This window comes from Bowmanella sp. JS7-9 (genome assembly GCF_004329715.1).
GTDB classification, from domain to species: Bacteria; Pseudomonadota; Gammaproteobacteria; order Enterobacterales; family Alteromonadaceae; genus Pseudobowmanella; species Pseudobowmanella zhangzhouensis.
On the sequence record NZ_JXSY01000038.1, the window covers coordinates 1 to 17,553 of the forward strand.

15 protein-coding genes and 1 tRNA gene are annotated in these 17,553 nt (G+C 48.5%); 13 read left to right on the forward strand and 3 right to left on the reverse strand.

From position 1 onward, the window contains the following. Positions 1-199, reverse strand: a 199-nt coding sequence (locus TK45_RS16310; RefSeq protein WP_217350847.1) for a hypothetical protein, incomplete at its 3' end; no start/stop codon positions are given. A 635-nt stretch (positions 200-834) separates the two neighbouring features. On the opposite strand from TK45_RS16310, the gene TK45_RS15985 reads away from it, so the two are divergent. Next, positions 835-1,263, forward strand: a complete 429-nt coding sequence (locus TK45_RS15985) for a hypothetical protein (protein ID WP_131259843.1) — start codon at positions 835-837, stop codon at positions 1,261-1,263. Between the two features lie 94 nt (positions 1,264-1,357). Here the strand turns inward: TK45_RS15985 and TK45_RS15990 are convergent, their stop codons facing one another. After that, positions 1,358-1,750, reverse strand: coding sequence for a hypothetical protein (locus tag TK45_RS15990; protein ID WP_131259844.1), 393 nt, complete (start codon positions 1,748-1,750; stop codon positions 1,358-1,360). A 3-nt stretch (positions 1,751-1,753) separates the two neighbouring features. After that, complete coding sequence (locus TK45_RS15995) at positions 1,754-1,966, reverse strand: hypothetical protein (protein WP_131259845.1); 213 nt, start codon at positions 1,964-1,966, stop codon at positions 1,754-1,756. Between the two features lie 231 nt (positions 1,967-2,197). Here TK45_RS15995 and TK45_RS16000 point away from each other — a divergent pair. From TK45_RS16000 to fusA, 12 genes are all read left to right on the forward strand, one after another. Then, positions 2,198-2,274, forward strand: a tRNA-Trp gene (locus TK45_RS16000). Between the two features lie 37 nt (positions 2,275-2,311). After that, a complete protein-coding gene (secE, locus tag TK45_RS16005) occupies positions 2,312-2,689 on the forward strand; it encodes a preprotein translocase subunit SecE (protein WP_131259846.1) in 378 nt (125 codons plus the stop codon). A 2-nt stretch (positions 2,690-2,691) separates the two neighbouring features. Beyond that, positions 2,692-3,228: a transcription termination/antitermination protein NusG gene (gene nusG / locus TK45_RS16010; RefSeq protein ID WP_131259847.1), complete on the forward strand. Its 537-nt coding sequence runs from the start codon at positions 2,692-2,694 to the stop codon at positions 3,226-3,228. 157 nt (positions 3,229-3,385) lie between these two features. Then, a complete protein-coding gene (rplK, locus tag TK45_RS16015; RefSeq protein WP_131259848.1) occupies positions 3,386-3,814 on the forward strand; it encodes a 50S ribosomal protein L11 in 429 nt (142 codons plus the stop codon). Between the two features lie 4 nt (positions 3,815-3,818). Then, positions 3,819-4,514 (forward strand): 50S ribosomal protein L1, encoded by a 696-nt coding sequence (rplA, locus tag TK45_RS16020; RefSeq protein WP_131259849.1) that lies wholly within the window; start codon positions 3,819-3,821, stop codon positions 4,512-4,514. 225 nt (positions 4,515-4,739) lie between these two features. Next, positions 4,740-5,234 (forward strand): 50S ribosomal protein L10, encoded by a 495-nt coding sequence (gene rplJ / locus TK45_RS16025; protein ID WP_131259850.1) that lies wholly within the window; start codon positions 4,740-4,742, stop codon positions 5,232-5,234. A 67-nt stretch (positions 5,235-5,301) separates the two neighbouring features. Continuing rightward, positions 5,302-5,667 carry a 50S ribosomal protein L7/L12 gene (gene rplL, locus TK45_RS16030; protein WP_131259851.1) on the forward strand — a complete coding sequence of 122 codons (366 nt, stop codon included), beginning with the start codon at positions 5,302-5,304 and terminating at the stop codon, positions 5,665-5,667. A 287-nt stretch (positions 5,668-5,954) separates the two neighbouring features. Continuing rightward, entirely contained in the window at positions 5,955-9,983 is a 4,029-nt protein-coding gene (gene rpoB / locus TK45_RS16035) for a DNA-directed RNA polymerase subunit beta (protein ID WP_131259852.1), read from the forward strand. 74 nt (positions 9,984-10,057) lie between these two features. Then, a complete protein-coding gene (gene rpoC / locus TK45_RS16040; RefSeq protein WP_131259853.1) occupies positions 10,058-14,236 on the forward strand; it encodes a DNA-directed RNA polymerase subunit beta' in 4,179 nt (1,392 codons plus the stop codon). 191 nt (positions 14,237-14,427) lie between these two features. Further along, on the forward strand, positions 14,428-14,802 hold the full coding sequence (rpsL, locus tag TK45_RS16045) for a 30S ribosomal protein S12 (protein WP_131259854.1): 375 nt from the start codon (positions 14,428-14,430) through the stop codon (positions 14,800-14,802). A gap of 78 nt (positions 14,803-14,880) precedes the next feature. After that, positions 14,881-15,351: a 30S ribosomal protein S7 gene (gene rpsG / locus TK45_RS16050; RefSeq protein ID WP_131259855.1), complete on the forward strand. Its 471-nt coding sequence runs from the start codon at positions 14,881-14,883 to the stop codon at positions 15,349-15,351. A 12-nt stretch (positions 15,352-15,363) separates the two neighbouring features. Beyond that, the gene (gene fusA / locus TK45_RS16055; protein ID WP_131259856.1) at positions 15,364-17,469 is read left to right on the forward strand and encodes an elongation factor G; all 2,106 of its coding nucleotides are present in this window, start codon (positions 15,364-15,366) and stop codon (positions 17,467-17,469) included. Positions 17,470-17,553 lie beyond the last annotated feature (84 nt).

Consider the following 17,553-nt stretch of genomic DNA (forward strand, 5'->3'; position numbering starts at 1 on the left):
GGCCCCAAGCGGATTGATATCCGTGCCAAAAGTTTCGGGAAAACTTTTGAACGTTGGAGCGCAGCGACGGCGGCCCCGCAGGGGCGAGTATCAGGATGATACGAGTACAAACAAGACTCACCGCGCATTGGTAACTAACGTTCGCACCCCAACGGCTGGCCCGAAGGGCGGCAGTTTTTTGCTCCTGCAAAAACTGCATTCATTACATCCCTGTAACTTAGGGCAGGATAGCCGGAGTAACGTGGCCGTAAAGGCTGTTTATTGCTCCACTTCTCGCGCATCCAGCTGCGTTTTACCTTCTCCATCTTTATGCATGCATACGACCCGTTGGGTCTTTTTTGCCTTACAGTTTTCTATTGAGGTTGCCAAATTTTCTTTATATAGCAATGTGATAGCTAGTTTGGTATTAATTGTGTAAGTATGAAAACGAGCCAATTGCTCGCTATTAAATCGTTATATTTACTGGAATAAGCAAAGTGCTAGCTAAAATGTATCGAGTTTTTTATGCATTAGCCTTCGGTTATATCGCATTAGAGAGATTAATAGTCTCGTTAAATTTTGGATTTCCAATCAACTATTGTGTGCAGGCGGGGTTAGCTATAGCGGTATTCGTTGGTTATGTTATTTATTGCGTAAAGCAGACGAGTTGGCTTTTGAATGGGGTGATTTTAGTTTATTTGTTCTTTTCATTTTTGTTTGTATTTCAAATATACAAAGAGCCTCTTGTCTCGCATCACGAATACTTGGTGGCATTTACATTAACGTCCGTCGTAGGGTTTCCTTTGCTTATTGAGAGATGGATGAATCATAAATATAGCAAGTCAAGCAATAAGGATGCGCAAAAAACATGCTCCTATTCTTGAAGCGTTAAAGGAGAAAACTCAAATTAGCCGAACTCATAAAGGGTGGAAAAAGTTTCCTGACAGATGGCAAGCCTTCGCAGCGACGTTCTATGTGAACTTAAGCAATGAAAAAAAGGTGCAGCTTTCAATAAATGTAAACCCGGAAAATCCATTGTGTTCGCTATATATGTTTGAAGTAACGAATACAGAATTCGTTGAATTTATTGAAGCCTTGTATAAGGGAAAAGACGGTGTTTTGTTGAAGCAAGCCGGCGCAATAGTAACACGCACCCTAAAAGTAACAGGGAAGTGTAGCTTTAACGCATATAGTGCAATTGGTTTTTTGCCGGTTGGGTTTGCATCACTAACGGCATCTTTAACTACCTGTAAGGAGTTATATGAGGAATATTGCAGCAAGTAACACAACCAAGCGCATTAACACTCGTTACCCTTCCAAGGGTATTACAACAATTCACCACCGCATTATGCGTCAGCACCTTGCCTATTAGCCTCTACTAATCCTTATGTTTCTCAATCACTAAATCAGCGCGGGTCTTAAGTTTGTCTTTGTGCCGGATTTGGTGAAACGGATCCAGCTCAGGGCTCGCGTAAACCGGCGGGGCTTTGGCAACTTGCTTTAGCTCTGCCTGCTTCTGACGCTTACGGTAGTCACTGCGAATACCCAATACTAGCCATGCCAATGCCAGCAGATAGACGACCCATTTCACTACAAACGACAAACCTACATAATCGTTGTGCTGCTGACTCTGTGCGTAAGCCAGATAGTCGCTGTGGATCAGGCCGATCACAATAATCGCCACGATGGTCAGCAGTGCTTGCACAATCGTGCGTTTGTAATAGCGCCATACCAAATGGGCAAAGGTAATCCGCACCAGGGGTTTGAGCATGAATTAAATCCACCATCCAAGGCCAAGTAACGCCGCGACAGCAAGCAGGCCCTTTTCCTTGTAATTGTTTTTAATGTTGTCTTCTTCCTCACGCACAATGACCTCAAGTTCATCGGCTGAAAAACTCTCGGGTGTGCGCCCGGCGAGAATGATCCGAGTATGAGCGCGACTAATCGCTTTTTCACGAATGGCGCGTTTGAATTTATCTGGCAGCATGAATAACCCAGTAGAAAACTGATAGTCAGGATATAAGGCCAGTTTAGTGTGAAGCAAGCCCCCAAACGTAACAGCCTGTGTGTATTTTGTGTTCAAAGTTTGTGCTTGTAACCTTACCGATGGCAGGTATAATACGCGTCCCTTCATAAGTTAAACTTTCCCATTCTCCGCCCAGACACCTCAAAAGCGGTGTATGTGTTGGGTGGCTTAGGTGCTTATGAAACGAGTTTTAGGGGTGTAGTTCCAATTGGTAGAACAGCGGTCTCCAAAACCGATGGTTGGGGGTTCGAGTCCCTCCACCCCTGCCAATTTTCTTGGCTGTTATGGATTGTGTAAGGTTGTAACATGAGTGTGAATACAGACAATACCCGCTCACCACTGGATTTGGTGAAGTGGCTTATCGCGGTAGCCCTGGTCGCAGCCGCAGTTGGTGGCAATTTATATTATTCCGAATTCTCAGTTCTGGAGCGCGCAGTAGCCGTTGTTGCCCTGATCATTGCAGCCTTATTCGTGGCAGCAAATACCAATAAAGGTAAAACTTTCCGTGAATTCGCGAAAGAAGCCCGTATTGAAGTGCGCAAAGTGGTGTGGCCAACTAAACAAGAAACCACTCACACAACCCTGATTATTTTCGCTGCGGTACTGATTATGTCTCTGATCCTGTGGGGTCTGGACGGTATTATCGTGCGATTTGTTAACTTAATTACCAGCTTGGGACTGTAAACATGGCAAAAAAACGTTGGTATGTTGTTCAGGCGTTTTCTGGCTACGAAATGCGTGTACAGAAAACTCTGCTGGAATACATCAAAATGCACGGCATGGAAGACTACTTTGGTCAAATCCTGGTGCCATCTGAAGAAGTTGTTGAAATGCGCGCTGGCCAAAAGCGTAAGAGCGAACGCAAATTCTTCCCTGGTTATGTGCTGGTAGAAATGGAAATGAACGAGGAAAGCTGGCACTTAGTGAAAAGCGTTCCACGTGTTCTGGGCTTTATCGGTGGTACTGCCGAGCGTCCTGCACCTATTTCGCAAAAAGAAGCAGACGCCATTATGAACCGTCTGCAGGAAAGCACGGATAAGCCGAAGCCGAAAACTCTGTTTGAAGTGGGTGAAGTGGTACGCGTTAACGACGGACCATTTGCTGACTTTAACGGTGTGGTTGAAGAAGTGGATTACGAGAAGAGTCGCCTGAAAGTATCCGTACTGATCTTCGGCCGTTCTACTCCGGTTGATCTGGAATTCGGACAGGTTGAGAAGGCTTAAGCGCGGATAAGCAAAAACCGCAAAAAAGTCAAATTGACCCGTTGAAAGTTGGGCGTGATTAAAATATAATCTGCGCCCTTTTTACGTATAGGGAAGCCGTTTGAGTAAGCATCCTCAATGCTTACAAGGCGCTAAACCCAATTTCTGAGGAAGTCTCATGGCTAAGAAAATCAAAGGCCTTGTAAAGCTGCAAGTTGCAGCTGGTATGGCCAACCCTAGTCCACCAGTTGGTCCAGCTCTGGGTCAGCAAGGTGTAAACATCATGGAATTCTGTAAAGCGTTCAACGCCAAAACAGAAAGCCTGGAAAAAGGCGCTCCGGTACCAGTAGTTATTACTGTATACGAAGACCGCTCTTTCACCTTCGAAACCAAAACTCCACCGGCTTCTTACCTGCTGAAAAAAGCGGCAGGCATCAAGAGCGGTTCTAGCCGTCCAAATACCGACAAAGTTGGTAAAGTAACACGTGCTCAACTGGAAGAAATCGCGAAAACTAAAGACGCGGATCTGACAGCTGGCGATTTGGATGCAGCAGTACGTACTATCGCAGGTTCTGCGCGTAGTATGGGTCTGGTAGTAGAGGGCTAAGCACATGGCAAAATTAACTAAACGCATGCGCGTAATCCGTGATCGCGTAGATTCTTCCAAAGAATACGGCATCACTGAAGCTGTTGCTCTGCTGAAAGAACTGGCCACTGCTAAGTTCGCAGAAAGCGTAGACGTAGCGATCAACCTGGGCGTTGACCCACGTAAATCTGACCAAAACGTTCGTGGCGCTACTGTACTGCCACACGGTACTGGTAAAGACGTTCGCGTTGCAGTATTCACTCAGGGTGCTGCTGCAGAAGCTGCTAAAGCTGCTGGTGCTGAAATCGTTGGTATGGAAGACCTGGCTGAGCAAGTGAAAAAAGGCGAAATGAACTTCGATGTAGTTATTGCTTCTCCGGATGCAATGCGCGTTGTTGGTACATTGGGTCAAATCCTTGGTCCACGTGGTCTGATGCCAAACCCTAAAACTGGTACTGTAACTCCAGACGTAGTAACTGCAGTTAAAAATGCCAAAGCGGGTCAGGTTCGTTACCGTAACGATAAGAACGGTATCATCCATGCTAGCATCGGTAAGATCGCGTTCGAAGAGAACCAAATTAAAGAGAACCTGGAAGCCCTGTTGGACGCGCTGAAAAAAGCCAAGCCTTCAACTTCTAAAGGTACTTACATCAAGAAAGTTAGCCTGAGCACCACTATGGGTGCCGGCTTAGCAGTTGACCAAGCCAGCCTGGCTGGTTAATCACTGCGAAACGGTTATGGGTTGAGGCTTTCTAGGAAGCCTCCGTCCAAGACCGCAGGTGCTCTTCGCAAGAAGGGCTTAATCAACCAGCCTGCGCAGACGGTGCAGACCCCAGAAGATCTCTTAGATTCTTCTTGGTTTCTCACCGTAAATCGCGCGTCAGGGCAACCTGACGATGTGTAGGAAACCAGACGAAAGTCTGGATGAACCAGGAGTTAAAAGCCAATGGCTATTAAGCTTGAAGACAAAAAAGCAATTGTTGCTGAAGTCAACGAAGCTGCCAAAGTTGCTTTATCTGCGGTAGTTGCAGACGCTCGTGGTGTTACTGTAGAGAAAATCACTGGCCTGCGTAAGCAAGCTCGTGATGCTGGCGTATGGATGAAAGTTGTCCGTAACACGCTGGCACGTCGTGCAGTAGATGGCACCAGTTTCGAGTGTTTGAAAGACACTTTCGTAGGCCCGACAGTTATCGCGTTCTCTAACGAGCACCCAGGCGCCGCTGCCCGTTTGTTCAAAGACTTCGCTAAAGATAACGCTAAGTTCGAGCTGAAAGGTGCGGCTTTCGAAGGCAACACAGTAGATTTCGAAGTACTGGCATCACTGCCAACTTACGACGAAGCTATTGCACGCTTGATGAGCACTATGAAAGAAGCAGCAGCCGGCAAACTTGTTCGCACGATTGCCGCGGTTCGCGACCAGAAACAAGAGCAAGCCGCGTAATTTACGCCTGGCTTGGATTTAACAGTTTAATCGGGACAATGTCCCTTAATTATTAGGAATCTGAGAAATGTCAGTGACTAAAGAGCAAATCATCGACGCTATCGCTGAAATGTCTGTAATGGACGTAGTTGAGCTGGTAGCTGCAATGGAAGAAAAATTCGGCGTATCTGCAGCTGCTGCTGTAGCTGTTGCTGCTGGCCCAGCTGCTGCTGCTGAAGAGAAAACAGAATTCGACGTAATTCTGGCTGAAATCGGCGCTAACAAAGTAGCTGTTATCAAAGCAGTTCGTGGCGCAACTGGCCTGGGTCTGAAAGAAGCTAAGGACATGGTAGAAGCCGCTCCTAAAGCTATCAAAGAAGGCGTGAGCAAAGACGAAGCTGAAGCACTGAAGAAAGAGCTTGAAGAAGCTGGTGCTAAAGTTGAAGTTAAGTAAGCTGTTTAACCACAGTTTACCTGCCTGAAAAGGCATGGGCTGGTGATCTTTTGGTCACCAGCCTTTTTGCGCTGTAGGATAGTGCATTATCACCGTTTGTTGCCTATCCGCAAAAGATCTACACAGAAAGGCGTTCACCATCAGTAACTTACTACCCTTTAAAGGTGGTTAAATTACCGCTAGTATGGTCCGAATGCACTTTTTAAAACGGTGCTGGAAGTTTGTCTGATACCTCGTCGAATGGCGGGAAGGCAAGTTGGGTCACAATTCAGCAGGCTGAGGAACCCATGGTTTACTCTTATAGCGAAAAAAAACGTATACGGAAAAGTTTTGGCAAACGCCCGCAGGTACTGGAAATACCTTATCTACTGTCTATCCAGCTAGACTCTTTCAAACGATTCATCGAGATGGATCAGGAAGGCAACTACGGTCTGGAAGCTGCGTTCCGTTCAGTATTTCCAATCAAAAGTTACTCAGGTAGTTCTGAGTTACAGTATGTGAGCTATCGCCTTGGCGAGCCGGTATTTGATGTGAATGAATGTCAAATCCGTGGCGTCACTTACTCTGCACCTCTGCGTGTGAAATTGCGTCTGGTTCTGTTCGACCGCGACGCTGCGCCAGGCACAGTTAAAGACATCAAAGAACAAGAAGTCTACATGGGCGAAATCCCATTAATGACTGATAACGGTACCTTCGTAATCAATGGTACTGAGCGGGTTATCGTTTCCCAGCTGCACCGCTCTCCGGGCGTGTTCTTTGATCACGATAAGGGTAAAACTCACTCCTCAGGTAAAGTGCTGTATAACGCACGCGTGATCCCATACCGTGGTTCATGGTTAGACTTCGAGTTCGATCCAAAGGACAACCTGTTTGTTCGTATTGACCGTCGTCGTAAATTACCTGCCTCCATTATTCTGCGCGCGCTGGATATGAGCACCGAGGAGATTCTGGATAATTTCTTCGAGAAAGTACCAGTACGCATCGTAGACGGTAAGTTCCTGGTAGAACTGGTACCAGATCGTCTGCGTGGTGAAGTTGCGAAATTCGACATTAAAGACAATGACGGTAACGTGATTATCGAAGAAGGTCGTCGTATTTCTGCCCGTCACACCAATCAGTTGAAAAAAGCCAACGTAACAGAACTGGAAGTACCGGCAGAGTACCTGCTGGGTCGTGTTGTTGCGCGCGCTTATATGAATGAAGATACCGGTGAAGTGATCGTTCACGCGAACGATGAACTGACGCTGGAAAAACTGAATAACCTGAGCACCTCAGGTATCACTTCATTCGACACGCTGTACATTAACGAGTTAGACCACGGTTCGTATATCTCTGATACTTTACGCATCGACTCTAGCTCAAACCGCCTGGAAGCACTGGTAGAAATCTACCGTATGATGCGCCCTGGTGAGCCGCCAACAAAAGATGCTGCTGAAGCCCTGTTCGAGAACTTATTCTTCTCTGAAGAGCGTTATGACCTGTCATCTGTTGGTCGCATGAAATTCAACCGTCGCCTGCTTCGTGAAGACGAGACCGGTGAGGGTACATTAGATAAATCAGACATCATCGACGTGATGAAGCAATTAATTGCTATTCGTGACGGTAAAGATGAAGTAGATGATATCGATCACCTGGGTAACCGCCGTATTCGTTCTGTGGGCGAAATGGCTGAGAACCAGTTCCGTGTTGGTTTGGTACGTGTTGAGCGTGCGGTGAAAGAGCGCCTGAGCTTAGGTGATCTGGATGCCATCATGCCGCAAGACCTGATCAACGCTAAGCCGATTTCTGCCGCTGTTAAAGAATTCTTCGGTTCTTCACAGTTGTCGCAGTTTATGGATCAGAACAACCCGCTGTCTGAGGTTACTCACAAGCGTCGTATTTCTGCATTGGGCCCGGGTGGTTTAACCCGTGAGCGTGCAGGCTTCGAAGTACGTGACGTACACCCAACGCACTACGGTCGTCTGTGTCCAATCGAGACCCCTGAAGGTCCAAACATCGGTTTGATCAACAGCTTGTCCAGCTATGCCCGTACCAATGACTACGGCTTCCTAGAGACCCCATACCGTAAGATTATTGATGGTGTGGTCACTGACGAAATCGATTACCTGTCTGCCATTGAAGAAGGCCAGTACGCCATCGCTCAGGCTAATGCCGAGCTGGATGCGGAAGGTCGTTTGGTTGATGAGCTGGTAACCTGTCGTTACCGTGGTGAGTCTACCTTGATGCCAAAAGATGACATCAAGTATATGGACGTTTCACCTCAGCAGATCGTTTCTGTCGCTGCCAGCCTGATTCCATTCCTGGAGCACGACGATGCTAACCGTGCCTTGATGGGTGCGAACATGCAACGTCAGGCTGTACCTACTCTGCGCGCTGACAAGCCGCTGGTTGGTACTGGTATGGAAAAAACTATCGCAGTTGACTCTGGTGTAACTGTGGTTGCCAAACGTGGTGGTACGGTAGATTACGTTGATGCGTCTCGTATCGTTATCAAAGTTAACGAAGAAGAGACTGTAGCCGGCGAAGCGGGTATCGACATCTACAACCTGACTAAGTACACCCGTTCTAACCAGAACACCTGTATTAATCAGAAGCCAACCTGTAGCGTAGGCGACCCGATTGTGCGTGGCGACGTACTGGCTGATGGTCCATCCACCGATTTAGGTGAGCTGGCACTGGGTCAGAACATGCGTATCGCGTTCATGCCTTGGAACGGTTTTAACTTCGAAGACTCGATCTTGTTATCTGAGCGCGTTGTTCAGGAAGACCGTTTCACTACCATTCACATTCAGGAACTGAGCTGTATCGCGCGTGATACCAAGCTTGGGCCAGAAGAAATCACTGCGGATATTCCAAACGTAGGTGAGTCTGCGCTGGGTAAACTGGATGAGTCTGGCGTAGTTTATATCGGTGCTGAAGTGAAAGGCGGCGACATTCTGGTTGGTAAAGTAACGCCTAAAGGCGAAACGCAACTGACGCCAGAAGAAAAACTGCTGCGTGCTATCTTCGGTGAAAAAGCGTCTGACGTGAAAGACACTTCATTGCGCGTACCTAACTCTGTACACGGTACCGTAATCGACGTGCAAGTCTTCACCCGCGACGGTGTTGAAAAAGACAAGCGTGCGCTGGAAATCGAAGACATGCAGTTACGTCAGGTTAAGAAAGACCTGTCTGACGAATTCGGTATCCTGGCGGATGGTATCTTTGCCCGTGCTCGCAACCTGCTTGAAAAAGCCGGTACCAGTGCAGATAAGCTGAACAGCCTGCCGCGCGAGAAGTGGTTCGACATCAGCCTGTCTGATGCAGATGCACAAGCCGATCTGGAGCAAATCGCTGATCAGTACACGGAAATCAAAGAAGACTTCGACAAGAAGTTTGAAGTGAAGCGCCGTAAGATCACGCAAGGCGACGACTTAGCACCTGGCGTGCTGAAAATTGTTAAGGTTTACCTGGCAGTTAAACGTCGTATCCAGCCTGGTGACAAGATGGCCGGTCGTCACGGTAACAAAGGTGTTATCTCTACCATCATGCCTGTCGAAGACATGCCATATGATGAGAACGGTACGCCAGTTGATATCGTACTGAACCCGCTGGGTGTACCTTCGCGTATGAACATCGGTCAGATCCTGGAAACTCACCTGGGTATGGCTGCGCACGGTATTGGTGCCAAGATTGATCGCATGATCAAAGAGCAACAAGAACTGGCTAAGTTACGTAGCTTCCTGAAAGAAGTGTACAACGTCGGTAAATCTGAGCAGGAAGTTGATATCGATGACTTCTCAGATGACGAAGTGAAGCGTCTGGCTGAAAACCTGCGTAAAGGTCTGCCGATTGCTACGCCGGTATTTGATGGTGCGCACGAGCGCGAAATCAAAGACCTGTTGGCACTGGCTGACATTCCAGAAGATGGTCAAATCGTACTGTTTGACGGTCGTACCGGTCGCGCGTTTGAGCGTAAGGTAACCGTTGGTTACATGTACATGCTGAAACTGAACCACTTGGTAGACGACAAGATGCACGCGCGTTCAACCGGCTCTTACAGCCTGGTTACTCAGCAGCCTCTTGGCGGTAAAGCTCAGTTCGGTGGTCAGCGTTTCGGTGAGATGGAAGTGTGGGCACTGGAAGCATACGGTGCAGCATACACCCTGCAGGAAATGTTGACTGTTAAGTCCGATGACGTGAACGGCCGTACCAAAATGTATAAGAACATTGTGGATGGCGACCATCGTATGGAACCTGGTATGCCGGAGTCTTTCAACGTATTGCTGAAAGAAATCCGTTCACTGGGTATCAACATCGAACTGGAAGAACAATAAGCCGCTCGTCTTGAGCATTCAGGTGCGGGAGCCTTCGGGCTCCCAGAGTTTAGCGACTCCGCAGGGAGACAAAAGTGAAAGATTTATTAAAGTTTCTCAAGCAACAAAATAAGACCGAAGAGTTCGATAATATTCGAATCGGTCTGGCTTCTCCGGACATGATCCGTTCATGGTCCTATGGTGAAGTTAAAAAGCCGGAAACCATTAACTATCGTACCTTCAAGCCTGAGCGTGACGGCCTGTTCTGTGCGCGTATCTTTGGTCCGGTAAAAGACTATGAGTGTTTGTGCGGTAAGTACAAACGCCTGAAACACCGCGGTGTAATCTGTGAAAAATGTGGCGTTGAAGTTACCTTGGCGAAAGTTCGTCGTGACCGTATGGGTCACATTGAACTGGCGAGCCCGGTTGCGCACATTTGGTTCCTGAAATCACTGCCGTCCCGTATCGGTTTGATGCTGGACATGACACTGCGTGATATTGAACGCGTGTTGTACTTTGAATCATACGTGGTGACTGAGCCAGGTATGACTACGCTGGAACGTAGCCAGCTGCTGACAGAAGAAGAATATCTGGATGCACTGGAAGAGCATGGTGATGAATTCGAAGCCAAGATGGGTGCCGAAGCAGTATTCGATCTGCTTAAAGCGCTGGACGTTGATGGCGACGTAGCTTCCATGCGTGAAGAGTTACCGACTGTTAACTCTGAAACCAAGCGTAAGAAAATCACTAAGCGTCTGAAATTACTGGAATCTTTCCAGCTGTCTGGCAACAAGCCAGAGTGGATGATCATGACTGTTCTGCCGGTACTGCCGCCAGATCTGCGTCCATTGGTTCCACTGGATGGTGGCCGTTTCGCTACCTCAGACCTGAACGATTTGTATCGTCGCGTTATCAACCGTAACAACCGTCTGAAGCGCCTGTTGGATCTGGCTGCGCCAGATATCATCGTACGTAACGAAAAACGTATGTTGCAGGAAGCGGTAGATGCCCTGTTAGATAACGGTCGTCGTGGTCGTGCTATCACTGGTTCAAACAAGCGTCCTCTGAAATCTCTTGCTGATATGATCAAGGGTAAGCAAGGTCGTTTCCGTCAGAACCTGTTAGGTAAGCGTGTAGATTACTCTGGTCGTTCGGTTATCACCGTAGGTCCAACTCTGCGTCTGCACCAGTGCGGTCTGCCGAAGAAAATGGCTCTGGAACTGTTCAAGCCATTTATCTACGGCAAATTAGAAGGCCGTGGTCTGGCTACCACCATCAAAGCAGCTAAGAAGCTGGTTGAGCGCGAAGCACCAGAGGTTTGGGACGTATTAGACGAAGTTATTCGCGAGCACCCGGTATTATTGAACCGTGCACCAACGTTGCACCGTTTGGGTATCCAGGCATTCGAACCAACCCTGATCGAAGGTAAAGCGATTCAGTTGCACCCACTGGTGTGTGCGGCCTACAACGCGGACTTCGACGGTGACCAAATGGCTGTTCACGTACCGCTGACACTGGAAGCCCAGTTAGAAGCCCGTGCGTTGATGATGTCGACCAATAACATTCTGTCGCCTGCTAACGGTGAGCCAATCATCGTTCCCTCACAGGACGTTGTTTTGGGTCTGTATTACATGACCCGTGACAAAGTAAACGGCAAAGGCGAAGGCATGGTATTCAAAAACGCCCACGAAGCTGAAAAAGCCTATCGTGTTGGCGAAGCTGAATTACACAGCCGCGTTAAAGTACGTATTCGCGAATTCGATGTTGATGAAGCGGGTAACAAAACTGAGAAAATGACGCTGGTTGATACCACTGTTGGTCGTGCGATCCTGTCTCTTATCCTGCCACAAGGTCTGCCATTTGAGCTGATCAACCAGGCCATGGGTAAGAAGCAAATCTCGCGCATGCTGAACGAGTGTTACCGTCGTCTGGGTCTGAAAGACACTGTAATCGCAGCTGACCAGGTAATGTATACCGGTTTCCACTACGCGATGATCGCGGGTGTGTCAGTTGGTATGGATGACATGGTTATCCCGGATGCCAAGAAAGATCTGATTGAAGCGGCAGAAGCCGAAGTTGCTGAAATTCAGGAACAGTTCCAGTCAGGTTTGGTAACCGCCGGTGAGCGTTACAACAAAGTTATCGATATCTGGTCAAACGCTAACGAAAAAGTTGCGAAGGCCATGATGGACAACCTGAAAACTGAAACGGTGAAAAACCGTGAAGGTCAGGATGAAGATCAAATCTCGTTTAACTCAATCTATATGATGGCCGACTCCGGCGCCCGGGGTAGTGCAGCTCAGATTCGTCAGTTAGCGGGTATGCGTGGTCTGATGGCTAAGCCAGATGGCTCAATCATCGAAACGCCAATCACGGCGAACTTCCGTGAAGGTCTGAACGTACTGCAGTACTTCATCTCAACCCACGGTGCGCGTAAAGGTTTGGCCGATACCGCATTGAAAACTGCGAACTCAGGTTACCTGACTCGTCGTTTGGTTGACGTGGCGCAGGATCTGGTAATTAACAACGACGACTGCGGCACCTTCGAAGGTGTTGACATGACCCCGCTGATTGAAGGTGGTGACGTTGTTGAGCCGCTGCGTGAGCGCGTACTGGGTCGTACAGTGGCACAGGACATCCTTAAGCCAGGTACTGATGAAGTACTGGTTGAGCGTAACACCCTGTTGGATGAAGCGCTGGTTAACCTGTTAGAAGACAACTCCATCGATAAAGTGAAAGTTCGCTCGGTTATCACCTGTGATAACGACTTCGGTGTGTGTGCTAAGTGTTACGGCCGTGATTTGGCCCGTGGTCACATGGTATCCGTTGGTGAAGCTGTGGGTGTAATCGCTGCACAGTCAATCGGTGAACCAGGTACACAGCTGACGATGCGTACGTTCCACATTGGTGGTGCGGCATCTCGAGCGTCTGCTGAAAGCAGCGTACAGGTGAAGACCGAAGGTACTCTGAAAATGCAAAACGCCAAGAGCGTACGCAATTCAGATGGCAAGATCGTAATCGTATCTCGTTCAACCGAACTGACGGTAACTGACGAGCACGGCCGCGAGAAAGAGCGCTATAAAGTACCATACGGTTCGATTCTGACAGTTGACGACAATGCATCCGTTAAACCGGGTGACATCGTAGCCAACTGGGATCCGCACTCGCACCCAATCGTGGTAGAGCGTGATGCGAAGATCACTTTCTCGGATATCGACGACTCGAACACTGAGACTCAGCAAGATGAACTGACTGGTCTGAGCCGTGTGGTTGTTAAGGACTTGACTAAGTACACAGCCAAAGAGCCAAAACTGATCGTAGATAGCGATGAGTTCGGTATGCAGGAAATTCGTCTGCCAAGCTTTACCACTATCGAAGCCAGCGATGGCAAGGTAGCGAAAGCCGGTGACGTAATCGCCCGTATCCCACAAGAGAGCTCGAAAACACGCGACATCACGGGTGGTCTGCCACGCGTTGCTGACTTGTTCGAAGCCCGTAAGCCGAAAGAGCCTGCGATCCTTGCTGAAGTGAGCGGTACCATTGGTTTCGGTAAAGAAACCAAAGGTAAGAAACGTCTGGTCATCACGCCGGAAAATGGTGAGCAATACGAAGAGATGATTCCTAAGTGGCGTCAGCTGAACGTATTCGAAGGGGAAAAAGTGGAACGCGGTGAAGTTATCGCCGATGGTCCAGAGTCTCCACACGATATTCTGCGTCTGCGTGGTGTTAGCGCGGTGTCTAACTACATCGTGAACGAAGTTCAGGACGTTTACCGTCTGCAGGGTGTAAAAATCAACGACAAGCACATCGAAGTGGTTATCCGCCAGATGCTGCGTAAGTGTTTGATTACGCATCCGGGTGACAGTAAGTTCCTGGAAGGCGAGCAGCTGGAAGTGTCCACTGTGAAGATCGCCAACCGTGATCTGGAAAAACAAGGTAAGATCCCGGCGCAATATGAAATCCAGTTACTGGGTATCACCAAAGCGTCACTGTCTACCGAGTCTTTCATTTCTGCGGCATCGTTCCAGGAAACCACTCGCGTACTGACCGAAGCAGCAGTACAGGGCAAAGAAGACGATCTGCGTGGTCTGAAAGAAAACGTTATCGTGGGTCGTTTGATCCCAGCGGGTACCGGTTTCGCTTACCATCAGAAACGTCATGCACGCAAAGCAGCTGGTATGGTAATGCCATCTATGGCAGCCAGCGAAGCTGAAGCGGCATTGTCTGAAGCACTGAATGCAGAAGTAAGTGACGGCGAAGACGCGGCCGAATAAGGGCTGACGTCTCATCAATATGCTGTTAGCTGAATCTTTGTTCAGTTGACAGCACACTTGTTGATCTATAGAATTCCGCGACCCTAATTTTAGGGTGTGCGGAATTTTTGTTTTTGGCCTGCGCTTATTTGGACGCCAAAACAAACCGCGATTTATCACAGTAGTTTAGTAATTTAACCAGGAGCTATTTAATGGCAACAGTTAACCAGTTAGTGCGCAAGCCGCGCCAGAAAGCCGTTGTGAAAAGCAACGTGCCTGCTCTGGAAGCTTGCCCACAGCGTCGTGGTGTATGTACTCGTGTATATACTACTACGCCTAAGAAGCCGAACTCTGCACTGCGTAAAGTATGCCGTGTTCGTTTAACCAACGGTTTTGAAGTTTCTTCATACATCGGTGGTGAAGGCCACAACCTGCAAGAGCACAGCGTTGTTCTTATCCGTGGTGGTCGTGTGAAAGATTTACCAGGTGTTCGTTACCACACTGTTCGCGGTACTTTGGACTGCTCAGGTGTTAACGCCCGTCGCCAAGCCCGTTCTAAATACGGCGCGAAACGGCCCAAGTCTTAACGGTTCTCCGTAAGTAAGGCCAAACTTTTTTAATTAGTAACGTTTTGGGTAATCCCTGAACCTAACGGAGAATTTACAATGCCTAGAAGACGAGTCGTAGGTCAACGCAAAATCCTACCAGATCCTAAGTTCGGATCAGAATTACTGGCTAAATTCATGAACGTCGTCATGTTAGACGGCAAAAAATCTACTGCTGAGAAAATCGTATACGGTGCATTAGACATCGTTGCTGAAAAAACCGGCAAGTCGCACCTGGATGTATTCGAAGAAGCGCTCGATAACATCCGCCCTACCGTGGAAGTTAAATCTCGCCGCGTAGGTGGCTCTACTTACCAGGTACCTGTTGAGGTACGTCCTGTGCGTCGTAACGCACTGGGTATGCGTTGGATGGTAGATGCTGCTCGTAAGCGTGGTGAAAAATCCATGGCTGCCCGTCTGGCTGCTGAAATGCTGGATGCCGCTGATAACAAAGGCGCTGCGGTTAAGAAACGTGAAGACGTACACCGTATGGCAGAAGCGAACAAAGCATTCGCACATTACCGTTGGTAATAAGAGGCTACTATGGCTCGTAAAACCCCTATTGAGCGCTACCGTAATATCGGTATTTGCGCTCACGTAGATGCGGGTAAAACCACGACCACAGAGCGGGTATTGTTCTATACAGGCATGTCGCACAAAATCGGTGAAGTACACGATGGTGCGGCAACCATGGACTGGATGGAGCAAGAGCAGGAGCGGGGGATCACAATCACCTCCGCTGCTACTACCTGTTTCTGGGCCGGTATGCAGCAACAGTTCGAACAACATCGCGTTAATATCATCGATACGCCGGGACACGTAGACTTTACCATTGAGGTAGAGCGTTCATTACGTGTACTGGATGGCGCGGTGGTGGTGTTCTGTGGCACATCCGGTGTAGAGCCTCAGTCAGAAACCGTATGGCGACAAGCCGATAAATATCACGTACCTCGCATGGTGTTCGTCAATAAGATGGACCGTGCCGGTGCGGATTTTGAGCGTGTTGTTAAACAGATTCGTAACCGTTTAGGCGCAAACTGTGTGCCTATTCAGTTAAACGTTGGCGCAGAAGAGAACTTCAAAGGGGTCATCGACCTTATCAAAATGAAGTACATCAACTGGAACGAGTCTGATCAGGGCATGACCTTCACTTATGAAGACATTCCGGCTGATCTGCTTGATCGTGCTGAAGCGTTTCGAACCGAAATGGTCGAAGCAGCGGCGGAAGCCAACGATGAACTGATGGATACCTATCTGGAAAGCGGTGAGCTGACAGAAGAACAAATTAAACAAGGCTTACGTATCCGTACTCTCAATAATGAGATCGTGCTGGCGACCTGTGGTTCTGCATTTAAGAACAAAGGTGTGCAGGCGGTATTGGATGCGGTAATCGAGTTTTTGCCTGCGCCGGTCGACGTTCCTGCTATTAAGGGACATCTGGACGATGCGGAAGAAACCGAAGCCGAACGTCACGCTGACGACAACGAGCCGTTTTCAGCTTTGGCGTTTAAAATTGCAACCGACCCATTTGTAGGAACACTGACGTTCTTCCGTTGCTATTCTGGCGTGGTGAATACCGGCGATGCCGTATATAACCCGGTGAAGAGCAAGCGTGAGCGCTTTGGCCGCATCGTTCAGATGCATGCCAATAGCCGTGAAGAAATCAAAGAAGTTCGTGCCGGCGATATCGCCGCTGCGATCGGGCTGAAGGATGTAACGACCGGTGACACACTGTGTGACCCGAATCACATCATTATTCTTGAGCGCATGGACTTCCCAGAGCCAGTGATTTCTGTGGCGGTTGAGCCTAAATCGCAGGCAGATCAGGAAAAAATGGGTATCGCGCTCAGTAAGCTGGCCGCAGAAGATCCTTCTTTCCGGGTCAAAACCGATGAAGAAACCGGTCAAACCATCATCTCCGGAATGGGTGAGTTGCATCTGGACATCATCGTTGACCGCATGAAGCGTGAGTTCAAAGTTGAATGTAACGTGGGTAAACCGCAGGTGGCATATCGCGAAACGATCCGTAAGGCTGTTGAAGTCGAAGGTAAGTTTGTGCGCCAGTCTGGTGGTCGCGGTCAATACGGCCATGTTTGGCTGAAAGTTGAGCCTAATGAAGAAGGCGCAGGCTATGAATTTGTTAACGCCATTGTCGGCGGGGTAGTTCCAAAAGAATATATCCCGGCAGTCGACAAGGGCATCCAGGAACAGATGCAAAACGGTGTTCTCGCCGGCTATCCGGTTCTGGATGTCAAAGTGACGTTATATGACGGTTCATACCATGATGTTGACTCTTCTGAGATGGCGTTTAAAATCGCTGGCTCAATGGGCTTTAAGAAAGGATGCGCGGAAGCGAACCCTGTGTTACTTGAGCCGATGATGAAGGTGGAAGTAACCACACCGGAAGACTGGATGGGTGACGTGGTAGGCGACTTAAACCGTCGTCGTGGCATCATCGAAGGTATGGAAGACGGTGTAGCCGGCATTAAGATTGTGCGCGCGAAAGTGCCACTGGCTGAAATGTTTGGTTATGCGACGGATTTACGTTCTGCTACGCAAGGACGTGCTTCCTACTCAATGGAATTCTTTAATTATGCCGAAATGCCGAATAACGCGGCGAAGGCTATTATTGAAGCTCGACTATCTTAATGAAGGTCTGGTCCGGTAAACTGTTTCGCAGGGGACCGGACTTTTAACTTAGGAAACTGGAAAAATGGCAAAAGAAAAGTTTGA

Coding starts and splice junctions, on each gene's coding strand:
- TK45_RS15985 (WP_131259843.1), top strand. CDS start 835: ATGCGCAAAAAACATGCTCCTATTCTTGAAGCGTTAAAGGAGAAAACT.
- TK45_RS15990 (WP_131259844.1), bottom strand. CDS start 1,750: ATGCTCAAACCCCTGGTGCGGATTACCTTTGCCCATTTGGTATGGCGC.
- TK45_RS15995 (WP_131259845.1), bottom strand. CDS start 1,966: ATGCTGCCAGATAAATTCAAACGCGCCATTCGTGAAAAAGCGATTAGT.
- secE (WP_131259846.1), top strand. CDS start 2,312: ATGAGTGTGAATACAGACAATACCCGCTCACCACTGGATTTGGTGAAG.
- nusG (WP_131259847.1), top strand. CDS start 2,692: ATGGCAAAAAAACGTTGGTATGTTGTTCAGGCGTTTTCTGGCTACGAA.
- rplK (WP_131259848.1), top strand. CDS start 3,386: ATGGCTAAGAAAATCAAAGGCCTTGTAAAGCTGCAAGTTGCAGCTGGT.
- rplA (WP_131259849.1), top strand. CDS start 3,819: ATGGCAAAATTAACTAAACGCATGCGCGTAATCCGTGATCGCGTAGAT.
- rplJ (WP_131259850.1), top strand. CDS start 4,740: ATGGCTATTAAGCTTGAAGACAAAAAAGCAATTGTTGCTGAAGTCAAC.
- rplL (WP_131259851.1), top strand. CDS start 5,302: ATGTCAGTGACTAAAGAGCAAATCATCGACGCTATCGCTGAAATGTCT.
- rpoB (WP_131259852.1), top strand. CDS start 5,955: ATGGTTTACTCTTATAGCGAAAAAAAACGTATACGGAAAAGTTTTGGC.
- rpsL (WP_131259854.1), top strand. CDS start 14,428: ATGGCAACAGTTAACCAGTTAGTGCGCAAGCCGCGCCAGAAAGCCGTT.
- rpsG (WP_131259855.1), top strand. CDS start 14,881: ATGCCTAGAAGACGAGTCGTAGGTCAACGCAAAATCCTACCAGATCCT.
- fusA (WP_131259856.1), top strand. CDS start 15,364: ATGGCTCGTAAAACCCCTATTGAGCGCTACCGTAATATCGGTATTTGC.